General features: G+C 61.4%; 22 protein-coding genes. 12 read left to right on the top strand and 10 right to left on the bottom strand.

Features of this window, described 5'->3' with window-relative positions; translation table 11 throughout:
* The first annotated feature begins 103 nt into the window (after positions 1-103).
* Together poxB and ltaE are read left to right on the top strand one after the other, a co-directional pair.
* Positions 104-1825, top strand: a complete 1722-nt coding sequence (gene poxB / locus ACJ8J4_RS13540) for a ubiquinone-dependent pyruvate dehydrogenase (protein ID WP_049295331.1) — start codon at positions 104-106, stop codon at positions 1823-1825.
* 75 nt (positions 1826-1900) lie between these two features.
* A complete protein-coding gene (ltaE, locus tag ACJ8J4_RS13535) occupies positions 1901-2917 on the top strand; it encodes a low-specificity L-threonine aldolase (protein WP_049205974.1) in 1017 nt (338 codons plus the stop codon).
* 29 nt (positions 2918-2946) lie between these two features.
* On the opposite strand, the gene ACJ8J4_RS13530 is transcribed toward ltaE, so the two are convergent.
* Both ACJ8J4_RS13530 and ACJ8J4_RS13525 read right to left on the bottom strand, forming a co-directional pair.
* On the bottom strand, positions 2947-3642 hold the full coding sequence (locus ACJ8J4_RS13530) for an N-acetylmannosamine-6-phosphate 2-epimerase (protein WP_049205972.1): 696 nt from the start codon (positions 3640-3642) through the stop codon (positions 2947-2949).
* Positions 3639-5195, bottom strand: a complete 1557-nt coding sequence (locus ACJ8J4_RS13525; RefSeq protein ID WP_043137742.1) for a PTS transporter subunit EIIC — start codon at positions 5193-5195, stop codon at positions 3639-3641. Before ACJ8J4_RS13525 ends, ACJ8J4_RS13530 begins: the two co-directional genes overlap by 4 nt.
* A gap of 167 nt (positions 5196-5362) precedes the next feature.
* Between ACJ8J4_RS13525 and ACJ8J4_RS13520 the strand changes: the two genes are divergently transcribed.
* Positions 5363-6190 carry a MurR/RpiR family transcriptional regulator gene (locus tag ACJ8J4_RS13520; RefSeq protein WP_025302249.1) on the top strand — a complete coding sequence of 276 codons (828 nt, stop codon included), beginning with the start codon at positions 5363-5365 and terminating at the stop codon, positions 6188-6190.
* Here ACJ8J4_RS13520 and ACJ8J4_RS13515 read toward each other — a convergent pair whose 3' ends face one another.
* Entirely contained in the window at positions 6191-6538 is a 348-nt protein-coding gene (locus tag ACJ8J4_RS13515) for a DUF1294 domain-containing protein (RefSeq protein WP_197769927.1), read from the bottom strand.
* 150 nt (positions 6539-6688) lie between these two features.
* On the opposite strand from ACJ8J4_RS13515, the gene ACJ8J4_RS13510 reads away from it, so the two are divergent.
* Both ACJ8J4_RS13510 and ACJ8J4_RS13505 read left to right on the top strand, forming a co-directional pair.
* Entirely contained in the window at positions 6689-8128 is a 1440-nt protein-coding gene (locus ACJ8J4_RS13510; RefSeq protein WP_264383901.1) for an SDR family oxidoreductase, read from the top strand.
* A gap of 158 nt (positions 8129-8286) precedes the next feature.
* A complete protein-coding gene (locus ACJ8J4_RS13505) occupies positions 8287-9297 on the top strand; it encodes an NAD-dependent epimerase/dehydratase family protein (RefSeq protein WP_004928393.1) in 1011 nt (336 codons plus the stop codon).
* Here ACJ8J4_RS13505 and ACJ8J4_RS13500 read toward each other — a convergent pair whose 3' ends face one another.
* Complete coding sequence (locus tag ACJ8J4_RS13500; protein WP_141997685.1) at positions 9298-10134, bottom strand: N-acetylmuramoyl-L-alanine amidase; 837 nt, start codon at positions 10132-10134, stop codon at positions 9298-9300. It abuts the gene before it with no gap.
* Positions 10135-10319: 185 nt separating this feature from the next.
* On the opposite strand from ACJ8J4_RS13500, the gene ACJ8J4_RS13495 reads away from it, so the two are divergent.
* Positions 10320-11834: a DUF3300 domain-containing protein gene (locus ACJ8J4_RS13495; RefSeq protein WP_442516075.1), complete on the top strand. Its 1515-nt coding sequence runs from the start codon at positions 10320-10322 to the stop codon at positions 11832-11834.
* A gap of 49 nt (positions 11835-11883) precedes the next feature.
* On the opposite strand, the gene ACJ8J4_RS13490 is transcribed toward ACJ8J4_RS13495, so the two are convergent.
* Positions 11884-12207 (bottom strand): heavy metal-binding domain-containing protein, encoded by a 324-nt coding sequence (locus tag ACJ8J4_RS13490; protein ID WP_004928400.1) that lies wholly within the window; start codon positions 12205-12207, stop codon positions 11884-11886.
* Positions 12208-12366: 159 nt separating this feature from the next.
* On the opposite strand from ACJ8J4_RS13490, the gene ACJ8J4_RS13485 reads away from it, so the two are divergent.
* From ACJ8J4_RS13485 to artJ (ACJ8J4_RS13460), 6 genes are all read left to right on the top strand, one after another.
* Positions 12367-12909, top strand: coding sequence for a lipoprotein (locus ACJ8J4_RS13485; protein WP_043137760.1), 543 nt, complete (start codon positions 12367-12369; stop codon positions 12907-12909).
* 264 nt (positions 12910-13173) lie between these two features.
* Positions 13174-13902 (top strand): arginine ABC transporter ATP-binding protein ArtP, encoded by a 729-nt coding sequence (artP, locus tag ACJ8J4_RS13480; RefSeq protein WP_016928352.1) that lies wholly within the window; start codon positions 13174-13176, stop codon positions 13900-13902.
* Positions 13903-13934: 32 nt separating this feature from the next.
* Positions 13935-14666, top strand: a complete 732-nt coding sequence (artJ, locus tag ACJ8J4_RS13475) for an arginine ABC transporter substrate-binding protein (protein ID WP_025302242.1) — start codon at positions 13935-13937, stop codon at positions 14664-14666.
* Between the two features lie 9 nt (positions 14667-14675).
* Positions 14676-15392 carry an arginine ABC transporter permease ArtQ gene (gene artQ, locus ACJ8J4_RS13470; protein WP_015377299.1) on the top strand — a complete coding sequence of 239 codons (717 nt, stop codon included), beginning with the start codon at positions 14676-14678 and terminating at the stop codon, positions 15390-15392.
* Complete coding sequence (gene artM / locus ACJ8J4_RS13465) at positions 15392-16060, top strand: arginine ABC transporter permease ArtM (protein ID WP_025302241.1); 669 nt, start codon at positions 15392-15394, stop codon at positions 16058-16060. The genes artQ and artM overlap by 1 nt, the downstream gene beginning before the upstream one ends.
* 199 nt (positions 16061-16259) lie before the next feature.
* The gene (artJ, locus tag ACJ8J4_RS13460) at positions 16260-16994 is read left to right on the top strand and encodes an arginine ABC transporter substrate-binding protein (protein WP_264383899.1); all 735 of its coding nucleotides are present in this window, start codon (positions 16260-16262) and stop codon (positions 16992-16994) included.
* Between the two features lie 32 nt (positions 16995-17026).
* Here the strand turns inward: artJ (ACJ8J4_RS13460) and rlmC are convergent, their stop codons facing one another.
* The 5 genes from rlmC to potG all read right to left on the bottom strand — a co-directional run bounded on the left by rlmC (position 17027) and on the right by potG (position 21773).
* A complete protein-coding gene (gene rlmC / locus ACJ8J4_RS13455) occupies positions 17027-18157 on the bottom strand; it encodes a 23S rRNA (uracil(747)-C(5))-methyltransferase RlmC (protein ID WP_049207976.1) in 1131 nt (376 codons plus the stop codon).
* A gap of 69 nt (positions 18158-18226) precedes the next feature.
* Positions 18227-18706 carry a YbjO family protein gene (locus ACJ8J4_RS13450; protein ID WP_049205956.1) on the bottom strand — a complete coding sequence of 160 codons (480 nt, stop codon included), beginning with the start codon at positions 18704-18706 and terminating at the stop codon, positions 18227-18229.
* Positions 18707-18810: 104 nt separating this feature from the next.
* Positions 18811-19656, bottom strand: coding sequence for a putrescine ABC transporter permease PotI (gene potI / locus ACJ8J4_RS13445; RefSeq protein ID WP_025302238.1), 846 nt, complete (start codon positions 19654-19656; stop codon positions 18811-18813).
* Positions 19653-20615, bottom strand: a complete 963-nt coding sequence (potH, locus tag ACJ8J4_RS13440) for a putrescine ABC transporter permease PotH (protein WP_049295324.1) — start codon at positions 20613-20615, stop codon at positions 19653-19655. Before potH ends, potI begins: the two co-directional genes overlap by 4 nt.
* Before the next feature lie 24 nt (positions 20616-20639).
* Positions 20640-21773 carry a putrescine ABC transporter ATP-binding subunit PotG gene (gene potG, locus ACJ8J4_RS13435; RefSeq protein ID WP_264383898.1) on the bottom strand — a complete coding sequence of 378 codons (1134 nt, stop codon included), beginning with the start codon at positions 21771-21773 and terminating at the stop codon, positions 20640-20642.
* Between the last annotated feature and the right edge of the window lie 32 nt (positions 21774-21805).

Below are 21805 nucleotides of genomic sequence, written 5' to 3'. Positions count from 1 at the left end.
TGACCGCATCTCGTTCACAGCCGGTAAGCTATGCTTGCAGTTGTTCTGCTGCCACTCACCGGATCGAGTCCACATCGTTTTTCAAACCATGTTTGGGGGAACCATGAAGCAAACCGTAGCCACACTGATCGCCAAAACGCTGGATCAAGCCGGCGTAAAACGCATTTGGGGCGTAACCGGCGATTCGCTCAACGGCCTCAGCGACAGCCTGCACCGCATGGGCACCATCGAATGGCTGGGCACCCGCCATGAAGAGGTGGCCGCCTTCGCCGCCGGTGCCGAAGCCCAGCTCACCGGCCAGTTGGCGGTGTGCGCCGGTTCCTGCGGCCCCGGCAACCTGCATCTGATCAACGGCCTGTTCGACTGTCACCGCAACCATGTGCCGGTGCTGGCGATCGCCGCACACATTCCTTCCAGCGAAATCGGCAGCGGCTACTTCCAGGAAACCCATCCGCAGGAGCTGTTCCGCGAATGCAGCCACTATTGCGAACTGGTCTCCAACCCGGAACAGCTGCCGCGCGTACTGGAGATCGCCATGCGCAAGGCGATCCTCAATCGCGGCGTCTCGGTGGTCGTCTTACCGGGCGACGTGGCGCTGCGCATGGCGCCGGAAGACGCGACCCTGACCTGGCATACCCCGGCGCTGCCGCTGGTGCAGCCGCCGATGAGCGAGTTGAACAAGCTGGCGGAAACGCTTAACAAGGCGAAGAACATCACCCTGATGTGCGGCAGCGGCTGCGCCGGCGCGCACGATGAAGTGGTCAAGCTGGCCGAGCTGCTGCAGGCGCCGGTGGTGCACGCGCTGCGTGGTAAAGAGCATATCGAATGGGACAACCCCTACAGCGTCGGCATGACCGGGCTGATCGGTTTCTCTTCCGGCTACCACGCGATGATGAACGCCGACACGCTGGTGCTGCTCGGCACCCAGTTCCCCTATCGCGCGTTCTACCCCACCAACGCCAACATCATTCAGATCGACATCAACCCCGGCAGCATCGGCGCGCACTGCCCGGTCAATATGGCGCTGGTGGGCGATATCCACACCACCCTCACCGCCCTGCTGCCGCAGCTGGAGCCCAAGCGCGACCGGGCATTCCTCGACAAGGCGCTGGAGCACTACCGCAATGCGCGCAAGGAGCTCGACGGGCTGGCGACCGCCAACGACGACCAGCCGATCCACCCACAATATCTGGCGCAGCAGCTCAGCCAGTACGCCAGCGACGACGCCATCTTCACCTGCGACGTCGGCACGCCGACGGTGTGGGCCGCCCGTTACGTGAAAATGAACGGCAAGCGTCGCCTGCTCGGCTCGTTCAACCACGGTTCGATGGCCAACGCCATGCCACAGGCGATCGGTGCCCAGGCCACCGCGCCGGATAAACAGGTGATCGCCATGTGCGGCGACGGCGGCTTCACCATGCTGATGGGTGATTTCCTGTCGCTGGCGCAGCTCAAATTGCCGGTGAAAATCGTGGTGTTCAACAACAGCGTGCTGGGGTTCGTGGCGATGGAGATGAAGGCCGGCGGCTACCTGACCGACGGCACCGATCTGCATAATCCGGACTTCGCGGCGATCGCCAACGCCGCCGGCATCAAGGGCATCCGCGTGGAAAAAGCGTCGGATCTGGACGGCGCGCTGCAGGAGATGTTGGCGCATCCCGGCCCGGCGCTGCTGGACGTGGTCACCGCCAAGCAAGAGCTGGCGATGCCGCCGCAGATCAAGTTCGAACAGGCGAAAGGCTTCAGCCTGTACATGCTGCGCGCCATCATCAACGGCCGCGGCGACGAAGTGGTCGAGCTGGCGAAAACCAACTGGCTCCGCTAAGCCAGCTGCCCCGGTGAAATAAAGGGTATATGATGCCATGTACCCTTTTCCTCTCCCTTATATTCCAGGAACCCTATGCTTATCGATCTACGCAGCGACACCGTCACCCGCCCCAGCGCCGCCATGCGCCAGGCGATGGCTCAGGCAGAGGTCGGCGACGACGTCTACGGCGATGACCCGACGGTCAACGCGCTGGAGGCCGAGGCGGTGCGCCTATCGGGCAAAGAGGCGGCGCTGTTTTTGCCCAGCGGCACCCAGGCCAACCTGGTGGCGCTGCTGAGCCACTGCCAGCGCGGCGACGAGTATCTGGTCGGCCAACAGGCGCACAACTATAAATACGAGGCCGGCGGCGCAGCGGTGCTGGGCAGCATTCAGCCACAGCCGATCGAGGCTGACGCGGACGGCACGCTGCCGCTGGACAAGCTCGCCGCCGCCATCAAACCCGACGATATCCACTTCGCCCGCACTCGGCTACTGAGCCTGGAAAACACCATCAGCGGCAGAGTCTTGCCGCAGACCTACCTGCAGCAGGCGTGGCAATTTACCCGCGAGCGGCAGTTGGCGCTGCATATCGACGGCGCGCGCATCTTCAACGCCGCCGTGGCGCTGAACCTGCCGCTAAAAGAGATCGTGCAATACTGCGACACCTTCACCATTTGCTTGTCGAAAGGACTGGGTGCGCCGGTCGGATCGCTGCTGTGCGGCAGCGAGGCTTTCATCCAACGCGCGCTGCGCTGGCGCAAGATGACCGGCGGCGGGCTGCGCCAGGCCGGCATCCTGGCGGCGGCCGGTCTTTACGCTTTGGAGCATAACGTCGCGCGGCTGCGCGAAGACCATGACAACGCGGTCTGGCTGGAGCAACAGCTGCGGCAGATCGGCGTAGAGATCGCCGAACCCGGCGCGCAGACCAACGTGCTGTACCTGCGCCAAACGCCGGCGCTGGCGGCCAAACTCGGTCCGTGGATGCGCGAACGCGGCGTGCTGATCAGCAGCGGCCCGCTGACACGCATTCTGACCCACCTCGACGTCAGCCGTCAGGATCTGCAGCGGGTGGTCGAACTGTGGCGGGAGTTTCTTCAGCAGCACGCCTGATTTCCCTCCCCGGTGCGCCGGGGAGCCTCTTATCGCCCGCCGATGGCGTCGACAAAGCGGCGGGTGATCTGTTGCGGGCGGGTAATGGCGCCCCCTACCACCACCGCATGCGCCCCCAGCGACAGGCAGCGCGCGGCCATCGCCGGCGTTTCGACATTGCCTTCGGCGATGACCGGCACCGATACCGCCGCCAGCACCGCACGCAGAAAGCCGAAATCGTTATCCGCCAGTCGGGCGCCCCGGCTTTCGGCGGTATAGCCGTACAGCGTGGTGCCCACGCAGTCGAAGCCCAATCTGGCGGCCCCTTGCGCCTCCTCCAGAGTGGCGATGTCCGCCATCAACAACAGCCGGGGATACCTGGCGCGGATCGCGGCGACCAACGCCGCCAGCTGCAACTCCCCCGGCCGCGGGTGGCCGGTGGCGTCCAGCGCGATCATCTGCGGCGCCGCCGCCATCAACTCATCGATTTCACGCAGGGTCGGCGTGATATAGACGTCGCTGCCCGCATAATCGCGCTTTATGATGCCGATGACCGGCAGCGCCACCGTGCGCATGATAGCGTTGACGTCTTCGACGCCGTTGGCGCGGATCGCCGCCGCGCCGCCTTGCTCGGCCGCCAGCGCCATGCGCGACATGATAAAATCGCTGTGCAGCGGCTCGTCGTCCAGCGCCTGGCAAGACACCACCAGGCGCCCCTCAATCTGCTGCAAAATGGAAAGCGTCATAAATCCAACAACTCCTCGACTTCGTTTTTAATGATGGTGACGTGCGGGCCGTAGATCACCTGAACACCGTTGCCGCGAACGATAACCGCCCGTGCGCCGCTGGCCTTCAGCCCGCTTTCGTCCAGCAACCGGCTCTGCTTCACCGTCACGCGCAACCGCGTGGCGCAACAATCCAGTTCGACGATATTCTCTTTGCCGCCCAGCGCCGCCAGCACCTGCTGCGAGCGTTCGGTGCCCGTCATCACCGCTTCCGGCGCAGTTTCCGCCTCGCGCCCCGGCGTTTTAAAGTTGAAGCGCAGGATCAGGAAACGGAACGTGAAGTAGTACAGGAAGAACCAAGGCACACCGACCAGCGGGACGTACATCCAGTGGGTTTTCGCTTCACCCTGCAGCACGCCGAACAGCATGAAATCGATAAAGCCGCCGGAGAACGTCTGGCCGATGGTGATATGCAGGATGTGAGCGATCATGAACGCCAGGCCGTCGAACAGCGCGTGCACCACGTACAGCGCCGGCGCGACAAACAGGAAAGAGAATTCGATAGGTTCGGTGATGCCGGTCAGAAACGAGGTCAGCGCCGCCGACAGCAACAGTCCGCCGACGCGTTTGCGGTTCTCGGGACGCGCACTCTGGTACATCGCCAGGCAGGCACCGACCAGGCCGAACATCATGGTGATAAAACGGCCGGACATGAAACGCGCCGTGCCAATGTAGAACTGCTGAGTATTCGGGTCGGCCAACTGGGCGAAGAAAATGCGTTGTGTGCCTTCCACCAGCTGTCCGTTGATCACTTCGCTGCCGCCAAGCGCGGTGGTCCAAAACGGTAGATAGAAGATGTGATGCAGGCCGAACGGCCCGAGCATGCGCAATACGAAGCCGTAGATAAAGGTCCCGAGATAGCCGCTGGCGTCTACCAGACCGCCCATGCCGAAGATCAACTGTTGGAAATGCGGCCACACCACCGTCATCAGGGCACCGACCGCCATCGCCGCCAGCGAGCTGACGATCGGCACAAAGCGCGAGCCACCAAAAAAACCCAGGAACGGTGGCAGCGCTATCTTGTTATAGCGGCCGTGCAGATACCAGGTCACCAAACCGATGACCACTCCGCCGAACACCCCGGTCTCCAACGTCTGGATCCCGAGAATCGTTCCCTGCCCCACCGCGCCCGCGTTCTGCGTGGCCAGCGTACCGTTGATTTTCAACAGCGCATTGATGGTGGCGTTCATTACCAGATAGGCGATCAGCGAAGCCAGCCCCGCCGTGCCCTTGTCGCTTTTGGCCAGCCCCACCGCCACGCCGACCGCGAACAAGACCGCCAGGTTGGCGAACACGATAGCACCGGCACTGGCCATCACGGTAAATATACTTTGCAACCAGCCGACATCGAGGAAGGGATACGCCTCGACGGTATTGGGATTGGACAGCGCACCGCCGATCCCCAACAGCAGGCCGGCCGCCGGCAGCACGGCGATCGGCAGCATGAACGACTTGCCGAACAGCTGGGCTTTTTCGAACCAACCGCCGGAGCGCGGCAATTCTGGTGTTGACATAAATTTTCCCCCGACATCATTTTTATGATGAAAATTTTTACCACATTAAAATTAATTTAATGAAAATTTTATTCATAACGATGATCGGCTTCACAATCCGTCGATTTCACTGGCGAGCCGCGGCGTCTTTCCGCCACAATAGAAACGGGAATACTCAGAAAGGTAACGTGATGAATACAGGCAACTTGTTATTGCGGCTGCGGCAGGATTTGGCGGGGTACAGCCCCACGCTGCAAAAGCTCGGCAACTATCTTCTTGCGGAGCCTTCCCGCGCCGTTTACCTGACCATCACCGAACTGGCGCGTGAAAGCGCCACCAGCGAAGCCAGCGTCACACGGCTGTGCCGCCATCTCGGCTGCAAAGGCTATACCGAATTTAAAATGGCGCTGGCCCTCAGCTTGCAACAAAGCCAGCCGGAAGCGGCGACGCGCCAAAGCGCGGCGGAAAATTTGGTGGAAGAGAGCGTACAGGCGCTGCGGGATACCGGCGCGCTGTTGGATCCGCAGGCGCTGCAACAGGCGGCGGATAGCCTGCAACGTTGTGCTTCGGTGCAGATTTACGGCGTCGCCGCCAGCGCCATCATCGGCGACTTCCTGCACTACAAGCTGTTGCGCCTCGGCAAACCGGCGCAGCTGTTCAGCGACATGCACCGGGCAGCGATGAATGCAGCCTCGCTGAGTGAGCGGGATCTGCTGATCGTCATCTCCAGCTCCGGCTCAACCAAGGACGTGCTGCATGCGGTGACGTTGGCCAAAGGGCGCGGCGCACGCGTGATCGCCGTCAGCAATACCCAACGCAGCCCGCTGGCCAAGATGGCGGATACGCTGCTGGTGGCGGCTAAACCGGAAGGGCCGCTGACCGCTGGCGCCCTGCCGGCCAAGGTCGGCGCCATGCTGCTGGTGGAGTTGATGATCGCCGAACTGACTCAGCGCGATCCCGCCTACGCTCAGGCGATGCAGGCCACCGCCAGCGCGACTCTGCCGCTGCTGCTGTAGTCAGAAGATCCAGCGGCCGTAAACCCAGTACCACAGCCCCAGCACCGCCGCCAGATTGAGCGCCACGCTGAGGATGAACCAGGTTTTAAACGGCTGCTTCTGGGTTTTGTGGCGAAACAGCTGCTGTGCCGCCAGTGCGCCCAACCAGCCGCCCAGCGCGCCGAACAGCAACAGCGTCGCCTCCGGCACCCGTCGCCACCCTTTGCGCGCCGCCAGCTTATCGCCGCCGTAGATCAGAAACGTCAGCAGGTTGGCCAGCAACAACCACATCCACACCGGATGCGGCGAGAACACACTGGCGATCAGCGCCAGGCCCAGCAGGGCGTAACAAATCACATTGAGCTTCATGGCATCCGGTTTTTCGTGCGATAAGGGGCGCGTAGTGTGAACCTGCGCCAGGATGGATGCAACCGACTTATACCCATACAAAATGTGCATTTAAACCCTGAATTTGGCATCCTGTCGTTCTGCCAATCCTCTACCGCACAAGGCGGCCCGATGACACCCCAACGCGTACTGGTTCTTGGAGCCAGCGGCTATATAGGCCAGAACCTGATCCCGCACCTGATCGAACAGGGGCACCAGATTACCGCCGCCGCGCGGCGCATCGAGTGGCTGCAGGAGCAGAACTGGCCGCAGGTCAACTGCCTGTATGTCGATCTGTACCGCCCGGAAACTCTGAGCGCGGCGCTGTGGGAAATCGATACGCTTTACTATCTGGTGCACGCGATGGGCGACGGCGACGACTTTATCGAGAAGGAACGCCAGGCGGCGGAAAACCTGCGCGACGCGCTACGCAATGCCTGCGTCAAACAGGTGATCTTTCTCGGCGCGCTGCAGCCGAACGACGACAGTTCGCCGCACCTGGCGGCCCGCCGCCTGACCGGCGAGATCCTGCGCCAGAGCGGTGTGCCGGTGACCGAGCTGCGCGCCGGCATCATCGTCGGCCCCGGTTCGGCGGCGTTCGAAGTGATGCGCGACATGGTCTATAACCTGCCGGTGCTGACGCCGCCGCGCTGGGTGCGCTCGAAGTCCTCGCCGGTGGCGCTGGAGAACCTGCTGGTTTACCTGGCCGATCTGCTGGCGCACCCGGCGGAGGAACACCGCATCTTCGACGTCGCCGGGCCTGAATACCTCAGCTATCAGGATATGTTCAAACGCTTTATCGCCATCAGCGGCAAGCGGCGCTGGCTGATCCCGATCCCCTTGCCGACGCGACTGATTTCAGTGTGGTTCATCAGCCTGATCACCTCGGTGCCGACGCCGATCGCGCGCGCGCTGATCCAGGGCCTGAAGCACGATCTGCCCGCCGACGGCAAACCGTTGCAGGCCCTGCTCCCGCAACGTCTGCACACCTTCGATCAGGCGGTCACCGCCACGCTGCAGCGCGAACTGGAGGTGGTCGATTCCGCCGACTGGGGCTACGATCCGGCGGCGCGGGCCCGCTGGCGCCCCGGCTACGGCTATTACCCGAAACAGGCGGGGTGTTCGCTCGACACCGCCGCTTCCAGCCAGGCGCTGTGGCAAACGGTGCAGCAGTTGGGGGGCGAGGAAGGCTATTTCTACGCCAATATCCTGTGGCGGATCCGCGCCCGCATGGACGACATGATCGGCAACGGCGTGGTCTATGGCCGCCCGGCGCGCGCGACCCTGGCGCTGGGTGACGAGATTGACGGTTGGAAAGTCATCACGCTGAAACCGCTGCGGCAACTGGCGCTGTTGTTCGGCATGAAGGCGCCGGGGCTGGGGCGGCTGAGCTTCACCATTACCGATCGCGGCGATCGCCGCACGCTGGACGTGCGCGCCTGGTGGCATCCGGCCGGCTTCAGCGGGCTGCTGTATTGGTTCGCCATGATGCCCGCACACCTGGTCATTTTTCGCGGCATGGCGAAGCGCATCGCGATGTTGGCCGAGAACCTGGACCGCCAACAGCGCTGAATGCCGTTCATTTGTCGATCAACCGCACAGTTTGCCGCTGTGCTTCGGGGCTTTCCGATTGCATAGCGCACGAAATCACGGAAGAATGGCATCTTATTTGCTGGGAGCGTCGCAAGCGCCCGCCGGTATTCCGATTTTGGGTGAGAATAGAGTCCGTTATGAAGGTATTGGTCACCGGTGCCACCAGTGGGTTAGGCCGTAACGCCGTTGAATATCTGCGCCGCCAGGGCATCAAAGTGCGCGCCACTGGCCGCAACCAGGCGATGGGCGGCCTGCTGGAAAAAATGGGCGCGGAGTTCATTCATGCCGATCTCACCAACCTGATCTCTTCGCAGGCCAAAGCGATGCTGGCGGACGTCGATGTGCTGTGGCACTGCTCCAGCTTTACCTCGCCCTGGGGCACCGAAGAAGCCTTCGAACTGGCCAACGTCCGCGCTACCCGCCGCCTCGGCGAATGGGCGGCGGCCTATGGCGTGGCGCAGTTCATTCACATCTCTTCCCCGGCGATCTATTTCGACTACCACCATCACCGCAACGTAACCGAAGACTTTCGCCCGCAGCGTTACGCCAACGAGTTCGCGCGCAGCAAGGCCGCCGGCGAGCAGGTGATCCAGCAATTGGCGCTGTCCAATCCGCAGACCCATTTCACCATTTTGCGCCCGCAGGGCCTGTTCGGGCCGCACGACAAGGTGATGCTGCCGCGGTTGCTGCAGATGATCAAACGCTACGGCAACCTGCTGCTGCCGCGCGGCGGCGCGGCGATGGTGGACATGACCTATCTGGAGAACGCGGTGCACGCCATGTGGCTGGCGACGCTAAAAGAAGATACGCCGTCCGGCCGCGCCTACAACATCACCAACCAGCAGCCGCGTCCGCTTCGCACCGTGGTGCAGCAGTTGATCGACGATTTGGGCATGAAGTGCCGCATCCGCTCCGTCCCCTACCCGATGCTAGACATGATGGCGCGCGGCATGGAGCGCCTGGGCAGCAAAAGCGAAAAGGAGCCGGTGCTGACCCATTACGGCGTCGCCAAACTCAACTTCGACCTCACGCTCGATACCACCCGCGCGCAGCAAGAGCTGGGCTATCAGCCGATCGTCTCGCTGGAAGAAGGCATCGCGCGCACCGCCCGCTGGCTGAAAGATCACGGCAAACTGCACGGCCTGTAATCAACGCGCCGCGCCGTACTTCACCAGCAGCGCATCGATAATCGCCTCACTCTCTGCATCCGGCTTACCGCGAACATCGTCGGGCCGGAAATGCATCTGAAATGCCGCCAGCACATTGCGCTGCTGCCGCGCATCCCACGACGGGTCGATCGCGTAGCCGTAACGCGCCAGCTTTTCGAGCAGCGGCGCCATCGGTACCGGCGCATGGCGATCGCGCCCCGCCAGCAACCGCTGCACGTCCCGTTCATCCGGCCAGGCGCCGATGCCGGCCTGCGCCAGCTGCCGCCAGGGGAACAGCGGGCCGGGATCCTGTTTGCGCTGCGGCGCTATGTCGCTGTGCCCCACCACGTCCTGCGGCTGAATGCCATAGCGTTGGATGATATCGCGGCTCAGCGGGATCAGCACGGCGATCTGCTCCGCCGTATAAGGCTGCCAATGGGTGAACAGCATGCTGCGGGTGAATCCCTTGTTGACGATTTCGATGCCGATCGAGGTGTCATTGAGGTTGCTGCGGCCGCGCCAGGCGCTGGCGCCGGCATGCCAGGCGCGCATCGCTTCCGGCACCAGCCGGTACACCGTCGGTTTGCCGTGTTCGCGCTGCGGGTGCGCCGGCAACAGGTAGTGTGCGCTGACGTGTTCATCGGTCAGCGTTTTCAGCGATGAATGAAAGTCTTCCGCCGTATAGTGCATCACCAGAAACCGAATGCGCCGATCGGCGCCCTGCGCCTGATGCAAGGTTTCGAGCTGGTAAGCGCCACGATCGACGAGCGTGTCCTGCTGCGGATTTTGGCATCCCGCCAACAGCGCGGCGGCGATGATCCCTGGCCAAATTTTCACTTATCCTCCTGATTGACGTCCGTGAGATGTAACGCGACGCGATTGACCTGTATCCAATCATCACGTTCGTCGAGAAATGATGACAGACAACGCCGATGTGCAAGCGAGTGTTGCTCCCGACTGGCGGCCTTTCCCGCCCATGATAGTCTCAAAGTATCATCTGCGCCGAAAGAGCGGAGTCGAACATGTTGACGCCACGCTATCTGTCCTGGTTGATCTGTGCCGCCATGCTGCCGCTCAGCGGCTGCGATCGGCAAAAAGTCGCTGACGCGATGGGGGCAAGCGCACCGTCCCCGGCCGCGCCCATCGCGAGTGCCAGTACGCCGGCCTATACGCCGCTGACTGCCGACCAGCTGTACCAGTTGGTCAGCCCGGTGGCGCTGTTCCCCGACAAGCTGCTGGCGCAGGTGTTGGCCGGCGCGGGTTATCCTGACCAAATCAACGCCGCGGATGCCTGGCTGGCGCAAAACCGCGGGTTGCAACCGGCGGCGCTCAGCTCGGCGGCCGACGCTCAGCCCTGGGATCCCAGCGTGCGCGGCCTGGTGCAATTCCCCGACGTGCTCGATCAAATGGCGAAAAACATCCCCTGGACCACCGCCCTGGGCAGCGCCTACCTGAACGATCCCACCGACGTGATGAACGCCATTCAGGTGATGCGTCAACGGGCGGCCAGCCAAGGCACGCTGAAAAACACCCCGCAGCAGCGCATCGTCGTGGCCCCCACCACCCGTTACGTTGAGCAGCAGCCCTATCGCCAGCGCGTGGTAGCGGCGCCGGGCGAAACCATCGTCATCGAACCCAGCCAGCCGGATACGGTTTACGTCCCGCATTACGATCCCTGGGTGGCCTACGGCACGCCGATCCCAGCCTATCCGAGCTATCGGTATCAACCTTCGGGCTACAGCGGCGGCGACATGTTGGCGGCCGGCGTGATCAGTTTCGGTGTCGGCATTGCGGTCGCCTCATTGTTCAATCAGCACAACAGCGGCTGGCACAACTGGGATATGCGCTGGGACGATCGACGCCAACCGGTGGTCTACCGCGATGCGCCCTACGTATCGCATTCCACCACCGTGGTGAATCGCGTCACCAACATCAACCAATATAACAACGTGAACAATGTGAATCGCAGCACCCATACAGTGAATAACTACAACAATACGACCGCCGCACCGACGCCGCATTTCAACCCGCCGACGCCTAACGCGCAGCCGCACGTCGCGCCTGCGGCCCATGCGCCGATGACCCTGCCGACCTTTGCGCACACCCAGCCGGTAGCGGCCGCGCCGCACGTGCAACAATCGGTCAACGCGCCCCATGTACAGCAGCCGATGAGCATGCCAACGTTCACGCATGCCGCGCCGGCAGCGCCTCACACGCAGCAACCGATGGCCGTGCATGCGGCTCCGGTACAGACGCATCCGATGCAGGCCGTCGCGCCGGTGCATCCATCCGCCGTGCGGCCACTGGTTCAGGTCGCGCCGCACGTCGTTCAGCCGGGGACGCGCGAACCGGCCGCAACGCGGCATCCGACGATAGAACGCCCGTTGGCAGTGCCGCAAGCGCGCATCATGCCGCATCCAGCCCCGGCGCCGCAGATCCATCAGCCGCCCGTTCAGCCGATGCCGCATCGCCAAGCGCCAGCGCCGGTGAAACCGCAGGAACACCGCCCGATCGTCGAGCAGCACAAGGTGGGATGAACCTACAGGATGTCGCCCCGGCGGAACGGCCGGGGCGCGGAGAATGGCGTTAGCGGCTAACTTTCACCGCGGTGCCGCTGACGGTCACCATCAGCATGCTGCCGTCTTTGCCAACGGTTTCATAATCGATATCAATGCCGACCACCGCGTTGGCGCCCAGCTCTTTTGCCTGATCTTCCAGCTCTTCGAACGCAATCAAGCGCGCCTTGCGCAGCTCTTTCTCATAAGCGCCCGAGCGACCACCGACGATATCGCGCACGCCGGCGAAGAAATCACGAAAAATGTTGGCGCCGAGGATCGCTTCGCCGGTGACAACGCCGCAGTATTCGGTGATGGTGAACCCTTCCAGGGTCGGGGTAGTTGAAAGCTGCATCAGAACTCCTTGTTTGATTAATTCAACGTATCTATGACCAGAAGATTGGCGTTATGTTCGCTTAATCAATGGCACGCAGTACGAATGCAAGGCCAAAAAACGCATTTATACTGTAAGCTATCGGTCTTCATGGTAGAGACTTTCACATAAGGTAATAAGATGAAAACAAAAACGATTGCGGCTGTTTTACCCTTAGCGCTGTTGCTGAGTGCCTGTACCACGGTGGAACCGGCATACAAGGATATCGGCACTCGCAGCGGCAGCTGTGTGGAAGGCGGCCCGGATACAGTCGCGCAAAAGTTCTATGACCTGCACATCCAGCAGGGCGCCGGCCTGCCGGACAGTAACCGCCTGGCGCAGCTGCAGCCCTATCTGAGCAAAGTGCTGTATCAGGATCTGGTCAGCGCCGGCCAGAACCCGGGCAAGCACCGGATAACCGGCGATCTGTTCTCCGGCAATGCGCAAGGGCCAAGCAGCGCCTCCGTCGCCAGCGCCTCGACCATTCCTAACACCGATGCGAAAAACATTCCGCTGCGCGTCGACTTAAGCTATCAAAAAGACGCCAACAGCACCGTGAACTGGCAGGACGAAGTGCTGATGGTGCGCGAAGGTACCTGCTGGGTGGTTGATGATATTCGCTACCTGAATGTTCCAGCACACGCCACCAACGGCAGCGTGCGCCAGGTGCTGGAAAACCAGTAACCCGCGATACCCCGGCCGACGCGGGCTTGCCGCGTCGGTCATCCCCGCCGTCAGCCAGTAGCTCAAATTTCGTCTAATAGAAAAAATTTCGCTACCGATATCACAGCCTGCGCCACAAATCCCCTCCCTCGGCCTGAGTCGCGGTATCTTGTGCTAATCTTTTACTTTCCCGCCGCACACTCATAAATTTTAACGCACAAAGATTGCATAAGTATTCTGTGGAAGTTAACATTTGCGGCATCAATGTCTATTCAATTCTGGCGCATGAGTATTCAACTTAACGGTATCAATTGCTATTACGGCGCTCACCAGGCGCTGTTTGACATCACGCTGGATTGTCCAGCTGGGGAAACCCTGGTGCTGCTTGGCCCAAGCGGCGCCGGGAAAAGCTCATTGCTGCGGGTGCTAAATCTGCTGGAAATGCCGCGTTCGGGCCAACTGCAGATCGCCGGCAACCAATTCGACTTCAAACAGGCGCCGGGCGAGAAAGCCATTCGCGAACTGCGTCAAAACGTCGGCATGGTTTTCCAGCAATACAACCTGTGGCCTCACCTCACCGTGGTCCAGAACCTGATCGAGGCGCCTTGCCGCGTACTGGGTCTGACCAAGGCTCAGGCGATGGAGCGCGCCGACAAGCTGCTCAAGCGTCTGCGCCTGACCGACTTCGCCGATCGCTTCCCGCTGCACCTTTCCGGCGGCCAGCAGCAGCGCGTGGCGATCGCCCGCGCCCTGATGATGGAACCGCAGGTGCTGCTGTTCGATGAACCGACTGCGGCGCTGGATCCGGAAATCACCGCTCAGATCGTTAGCATCATTCGCGAACTGGCCGGCACCGGCATCACGCAGGTGATCGTCACCCACGAAGTGGAAGTGGCGCGCAAGACCGCCAGCCGCGTGGTGTACATGGAAAACGGCCACGTTGTGGAGCAAGGCGACAGCAGCCACTTTGCGCAGCCACGGACCACCGAGTTTGCCAACTACTTATCACACTAACAATTAACTTGCTGTAATTTGGGGATTTTGCGATGAAAAAACTAATAATCGCCGCCGTTCTGGCCGGCATCAGCGTTTCCGCCTCCGCAGCCGAAACCATCCGTTTCGCTACCGAAGCCTCCTATCCTCCATTTGAATTTATTGACGCCAGCAACAAGATTCAGGGTTTTGATGTCGATCTGGCCAACGCACTGTGCAAAGAGATGCAGGCCGAGTGCACCTTCACCAACCAGGCGTTCGACAGCCTGATCCCTAGCCTGAAGTTCAAGCGTTTCGATGCGGTCATGGCCGGCATGGACATTACGCCGGAACGTGAAAAGCAGGTGCTGTTCACTAAGCCGTACTACGATAACTCGGCGCTGTTCATCGCGCAGAAAGGCAAAATCGCCGACGTGGCGGCGCTGAAAGGCAAGAAGGTGGGCGTGCAAAACGGCACCACCCACCAGAAATACCTGACCGACAAGCACCCGGAAATCACCACCGTGCCTTACGACAGCTACCAGAACGCCATTTTGGATCTGAAGAATGGCCGCGTTGATGCGGTGTTCGGCGATACCGCGGTGGTCAACGAGTGGCTGAAGCAGAATGACGCGCTGGCGGCAGTGGGCGCCAAAGTGACGGATAAAGACTACTTCGGCACCGGCCTCGGCATCGCGGTGCGCCAGAAGAATACCGATCTGCAGGGCAAGTTCAATGCCGCTCTGGACAAGATTAAGCAGGATGGGACCTATGAAACCATCTACAAAAAATGGTTCCAGCAGTAATACGCCCCGATGAATGAATTACAACCTTTAGCAAGCGCCGCCGGCATGACCGTCGGCCTTGCCGTTTGCGCCCTGATCCTCGGGCTGATTCTGGCGATGCTGTTCGCCGTATGGGAATCGTCCCGCTGGAAAGCGGTCAGCTGGCTCGGCACCGCCTGGGTGACCGTGCTGCGCGGCCTGCCGGAAATCCTGGTGGTGCTGTTTATCTATTTCGGCTCGTCGCAGTTGCTGCTGATGCTCTCCGACGGCTTTACCCTCAACCTCGGTCTGTTCCAGTTGCCGATTCAGTTGGCGATCGACAATTTCGAAGTCAGTCCGTTCCTGTGCGGGGTGATCGCTCTGGCCCTGCTCTATTCCGCCTACGCTTCGCAGACGCTGCGCGGCGCGCTCAAAGCGGTGCCGCAGGGGCAGTGGGAATCCGGCCAGGCGCTGGGACTGGGCAAGGCGGCGATCTTCTTTCGCCTGATCATGCCACAGATGTGGCGCCACGCCCTGCCCGGCCTCGGCAACCAGTGGCTGGTGTTGCTGAAAGACACCGCGCTGGTGTCGCTGATCAGCGTGAACGATCTGATGCTGCAAACCAAGAGCATCGCCACCCGCACCCAGGAGCCTTTTACCTGGTATGTGATCGCGGCGGCCATCTACCTGCTGGTGACGCTGTTCAGCCAATACGTCATCAAACGCATTGAGCTGCGCGCCACGCGCTTTGAGCGGGGGCCGGCCTGATGATTGAGTATTTACCGGAAATCCTCAAAGGGCTGCATACCAGCCTGACGCTGACCGTCGCCGCGCTGATCGTCGCGCTGCTGCTGTCGCTGCTGCTGACGGTGATCCTGACGCTGAAAACGCCGATCCTGACGCCGCTGGTCAAGATCTACGTGACGCTGTTCACCGGCACGCCGCTGCTGGTGCAGATCTTCCTGATCTACTATGGCCCCGGCCAGTTCCCGGCGATCCGCGACTACCCGTGGCTGTGGAACCTGCTGTCGCAGCCCTGGCTGTGCGCGATGATTGCGCTGGCGCTGAACAGCGCGGCCTACACCACGCAGCTGTTCTACGGTGCGGTGCGCGCCATTCCCGCCGGGCAGTGGCAGTCGTGCGAAGCGCTGGGCATGTCGCGCCGGCAAACGCTGCGCATCCTGTTGCCGTTCGCCTTCAAACGCGCGCTATCGTCTTATTCCAACGAAGTGGTGCTGGTGTTCAAAAGCACCTCGCTGGCCTACACCATCACGCTGATGGAAGTGATGGGCTACAGCCAGCTGATGTATGGCCGCACCTACGACGTCATGGTGTTCGGCGCCGCGGGCCTGGTGTACCTGTGCGTCAACGGCCTGCTGACGCTGCTGATGCGGCTGGTGGAGCGCCGCGCGCTGGCGTTTGAGCGCCGCAACTGAGACCGCCTCTCCCCATGAGCCCCGCCATCGTGCGGGGCTTTTTTTATCTCTGCGGCAATATTTAATCATTTATATTGCATTTTAATTCACTCAATGGCAGGGTTATCAGCAGGCGCACACGCAAAAAACTCTGGCGTTCACCAGTAAAAACAAACGATAGCGAATAATCACTTTCAGGATCCAGACAGGAGCTCTACGCATGAAAAAACTGCTGCTTGCCGCGACGATGTTGGCCGGGATGACCTTTAACGCCACCGCGGCCGAGACCATCCGCTTCGCCGCCTCCGCCACCTACCCGCCGTTCGAATCGCTGGACGCCAACAACCAGATCGTCGGCTTCGATATCGATCTGGCCAACGCGCTGTGCAAACAGATGCAGGCGCAGTGCACCTTCACCAACCAGGCGTTCGACAGCCTGATCGCCGCGCTGAAATTCAAGAAATACGATGCGGTGATTTCCGGTATGGACATCACGCCGGAACGCAGCAAACAGGTCGCTTTCACCCAGCCTTACTACGCCAACTCGGCGATCGTGATCGCGCAAAAAGGCAAGTTCAGCTCGCTGGCGGATCTGAAAGGCAAAAAGCTCGGCATGGAAAACGGCACCACCCACCAGAAATACATGCAGGACAAGCACCCGGAGATTAACACCGTCTCTTACGACAGCTACCAGAACGCCATTCTGGAGCTGAAAAACGGCCGTATCGACGGCGTGTTCGGCGACACCGCCGTGGTGAACGAGTGGCTGAAAACCAACCCGCAGCTGGCGCCGGTCGGCGAGCACATCACCGATGCACAATACTTCGGCACCGGCCTCGGCATCGCGGTGCGCCCCGACAACCAGGCGCTGCTGGACAAGCTGAACGCCGCGCTGGACGCCATCAAGGCCGACGGCACCTACAAAGCCATCAACGACAAGTGGTTCCCGCAATAAGCAATAAGGCCCGGATAACCGGGCCTTATGTTTTATAAACGCCGCACCAACAGCGTCAGCACTTCGTAGTGCGCGGTATGCGGGAACATGTCGAACAGCTGCACCCGTTCGATGCGGTACCCCGGCAACGTCTCGATATCTTTCGCCATGCTCTCGGCGTTGCAGCTGGAATAGAGAATATAGTCCGGCGCCATCCGGCTCAGGTAGTCGCACAGCGCCTGGCCAATGCCGCGCCGCGGCGGGTTAACCAGCACCAGCTGTGGCACCTGGCCTTCGGCGGTGGCGAAGCGGGTGGAGTCGAGCGCCTGAAAATCTACGTGCAACAACCCTAACCGCTGCGCCGACTGGCGCGCGCAGGCGATCGCTTCCGCGCTGATTTCGATGCCGGTCAGCCGCGTTTGCGGCTGCGCGCAGTGCAGGCCGAAACCGCCGACGCCGCAGAACAGATCCCACATGCTGTCGATACCCAGCGCGCGCACCCAGTCGCGGGCGGTGGCGTACAGATCGGCGGCCACCTGCGGGTTGGTTTGGAAGAAGCTTTGCGGGCGGATGAACAACGGCACCTGATTGAACTGTTCCTCGAGCGCCTGCTGTTCGGTCAGCGCGATCTCGCGCTCCCCTTCCATGATCGCCATGTGCACCGGCTGAATATTGGCGGAGATCACCTTGAGCTGCGGCAGCTGCTGCTGCAGCCACGGCAGCGCAGCGCGCAGCTGCGCCAGCTTGGTTTCCGAGCGCAGCACGAAACGCAGCATCACGCCGCCGTCGAGCGTGCTTTCGGTCAGCAGCAGGTATTTCAACTCGCCGCGTTTGCGCGCCACGTTATACGGCGTCAGGCCGGCGCGGGCGATGAAGCTTTTCAGCACCGCAAACATCGGCGCAAAGCCGGCGGGATACAGCGGGCAGTCGCTCAGATCGACCGGCGTGCCGTCGCGGTGCAGCATGCCGAGCAGCGGGCGCTCCACGCTGCCGCTGACCACCATCTTGGCTTTATTGCGAAATGCGCTCAGCTCCCCCGCCATCGGCTGCAGCCACTGCGCGACGTCGCGCCCGGCCAGCAGCGAGTGCAGGTGATGCTGTTTGTCAGCCAGTTGCTGCGGATAGGGCTTTTCCAGCCACTGACAGGAACGGCAGGTACCCGCCGTATACAAAGCGCAATGCATGAAGATTACCGTGAAGTTCAGGATGACGAATTAAGGGCGCAGAGTTTACCACTCCGCACGCCTAAAATCTCACTTGCGCACGGTGAAGAAGCGGCGGCTGGCGGCAGGAACGAACAGCAACGCCAGGATCACCGCGTCGGGGATCTTTTGCAGGATCAGAACGTGCAGGATTTGGCCGCTGGTTTCCCCCTCCACGGTGAACACCTCGGGGAAGACGCTGCCAATGGTGGCCAACAGCAGGTAAAGCACCACGATGCACTGGCAGACCACATAGCCCCAGCGTCCCCAGTTGCGGCCGCGCATCACCGCAAAGCCACAGCTGATTTGCAGGCACAGCAGCATCAGGCCGGCCAGAAAGATAAAGGTAGAATCCCACGCCTGCGCGCTGGTGTTAACGAACTCCTGTGCGCCGTCGACGCCCAGTTCGCCCAACAACAACACCACGCTGATACACTTGATCGCCACCATGGCGGTGCCCGCCACCATCACCGGCACTGGCGCATCCGAAGTCGATCTCATTCCCTGCCCGCTTTTCAGCATGTCTGACATATCCGTGTTCCGCTACGACGCGCCACCAATACAGATGGCGCATGTAAAGTCAGGTAGTTAGTTGCAATACTTATTGATTGCAAAAATAGCAGGTTTGTTACGATTCAGCTACGGGCCGCCCGCTGCAATTCACGCGATCGCTGTTTTTCCGAGCGCGCCATAAACCACCAGGCGATCAGGCCGAGAATGCCCACCACCAGCAGGATCAGGCTGGCCAGCGCGTTAATTTCCGGATTCACCCCCATACGCACGCTGGAGAACACCAGCATCGGCAGCGTAGTGGCGCCCGGGCCGGAGACGAAGCTGGCAATCACCAGATCATCCAGCGACAGGGTAAACGCCAGCATCCAGCCAGAGATCAGCGCCGGCGCAATCATCGGCAAGGTGATGACGAAGAACACCTTCAGCGGCGGCGCCCCCAGATCCATTGCCGCCTCTTCAATCGAGCGATCCACCTCGCGCAGACGCGAGCTGATCACCACCGCCACATAAGCGGTACAGAAGGTGACATGCGCCAGCCAGATGGTGAACATGCCGCGCTCCGACGGCCAGCCGAAAGCGTGCCCCATCGCCACGAACAGCAGCAGCAGCGACAGGCCGGTGATCACATCCGGCATCACCAGCGGCGCAGTCAGCATAAACGCAAAGCCGGTCGAACCGCGAAAGCGGCCGAACCGCACCATCACCACGGCGGCGATGGCGCCCAGCACCACCGCGGCGGTGGCGGAGGCGGCGGCGATGGTCAGGCTGAGCCCCACCGCGCTGATCATCGCCGAGTCGTGAAACAGTTCGGTATACCAGCGCGTGGACCAGCCGGCCCACACCGTCACCAGCTTGGAACTATTAAAGGAGTAGATCACCAACATCAGCATCGGCGCATACAGGAAGGTAAAGCCGACCGTCAGGATGGCGATGCGCCACGGTGAACGCACTACCGGCAAGTTGTTCATTCCTGCCCCCCCATTTCCTTGTTCTGGTGTTTGTGAAACCACAAAATTGGCACGATCAGCAACAGCAGCATGATGGTGGCGACCGCCGAAGCCACCGGCCAGTCGCGGTTATTGAAGAACTCCTGCCACAGCACGCGGCCGATCATGATGCTGTCTGGCCCACCGAGCAGCTCCGGGATCACGAACTCCCCTACCGCCGGAATGAATACCAGCATCGAACCGGCGATGATGCCGCCGCGCGTCAGCGGCACGATGACGCTGAAGAAGGTTTTCAGCGGCCGGGCGCCCAGATCCAGCGACGCCTCCACCAGCGAGTAATCCAGCCGGATCAGTGCCGTGTAGATCGGCAGCACCATAAACGGCAGGTAGGAATAAACGATGCCGATATACACCGCCAGGTTGGTGTGCAGGATCACCAACGGTTGGTCGATCACCCCTAGCCACATCAGAAAGTTATTCAGAATGCCGTTGTTTTTCAGGATCCCCATCCAGGCATAGACGCGGATCAGGAACGAGGTCCAGGAAGGCAGGATCACCAGCAGCAGCAGAATGTTGCGAGTCGACGCCTTGCTGTGGGCCACCGCCCAGGCCAGCGGATAGCCGATGATCAGGCAGCACAGCGTCGAGACCGCCGCCACGCGCAGCGACTGCAGATAGGCGTCGATATACAGCGGATCGTCGGTCAGTTGCAGGTAGTTGGCGAAGTTGAGCGCGATGTTCAGCTTGCCGTCCACCCAGCTCATCAACTCGGTGTAAGGCGGCACCGCCAACGCCAGCTCCGCCAGGCTGATCTTGAACACGATCAGGAACGGCAGCATGAACAGCAGCGTCAGCCATAAATACGGCAATGCGATCACCAGCTTGCGGCCGTGAGTCATCAGCAGGCGGTGGAACAGCGCCTTGAGGGTGCCGGGCGTTTTGGCCGGCGGCTCCGGCGTGCGTTCAGAAAGCAGGGTCATATGGGTTACTCCTCAGCGGCTCCGCTACACCGTCAACACGACACAGCTGTCGGTTTCCCAGCACAGACGCACTTCATCGCCCCAGGTGGGCATCCCCTTGCGGAAACGGTGGCCGTTTTGCAGCTGGGCGCTGATAATCTGCCCGCTGTGCAGCTTCACGTGATAAATGGACAGATCGCCCAGGTAGGCAATGTGCGCCACTTCCCCTACCGCGAAGTTGCAGCCGTCTTCCGGCACCTGTTCGCACAGCAGGATCTTTTCCGGCCGCAGCGCGACCTGGATCGGCACGCCGTCCACCACCGAGGCGTCCGGATCTACTTTGATCGCATGGCGCAATCCGGGGCTTTGCAGGATCAGCGCATCGTCGTGGCGCTCCTGCAATACGCAGTCGAAGACGTTGACCGAACCGATAAATTCGGCGCTGAAGCGGCTATTCGGATGCTCGTAGATCTCTTCCGGATCGCCGATCTGCACGAACTTGCCACGGTTCATGATGGCGATGCGCCCCGCCATGGTCATCGCCTCTTCCTGATCGTGCGTCACCATCACGCAGGTGACGCCGACGCGCTCGAGAATATCGGTCACTTCCAACTGCATGCGATCGCGCAGCTTCTTGTCCAGCGCGCCCATTGGCTCATCCAGCAGCAGCAGCTTGGGCCGCTTGGCCAGGCTGCGCGCCAGCGCCACCCGCTGCCGCTGGCCGCCGGAAAGCTGGTGCGGTTTGCGTTTGGCGTACTCCTGCATGTGCACCAGCGCCAGCATTTCCGCCACCCGCTCGGCGATTTCTGCCCGCGGCATTTTGTCCTGCTTCAGGCCGAAGGCGATGTTCTGCTCTACCGTCATGTGCGGGAACAGCGCGTAAGACTGAAACATCATGTTGATCGGCCGCTGGTACGGCGGCACGTGCGACATATCCTGCCCGTCGAGCACGATCTGCCCTTCCGTCGGCTGTTCAAAGCCGGCCAACATGCGCAGTAAGGTTGACTTGCCGCAGCCAGACGGCCCAAGCAGCGCAAAGATCTCGCCCTTGTAGATGGTGAGGCTGACGTCTTCGACCGCATTCTGCCCGTCGAAGGTTTTGGTGAGGTTACGGATTTCCAGCAGAGGGGTGAAGACCTTCTGCGACTTGGCTTGAGGACGAGGGATGGCGTCGTTCAATCGGGGTGCTCTCCGGCGTAAAGCGGCACAAA

Source organism: Serratia sp. CY47280 (assembly GCF_052168655.1).
Lineage (GTDB): Bacteria > Pseudomonadota > Gammaproteobacteria > Enterobacterales > Enterobacteriaceae > Serratia > Serratia bockelmannii.
The sequence above is the reverse complement of the archived record's forward strand: the minus strand, read 5'-3'. Positions and strand labels throughout refer to the sequence as shown.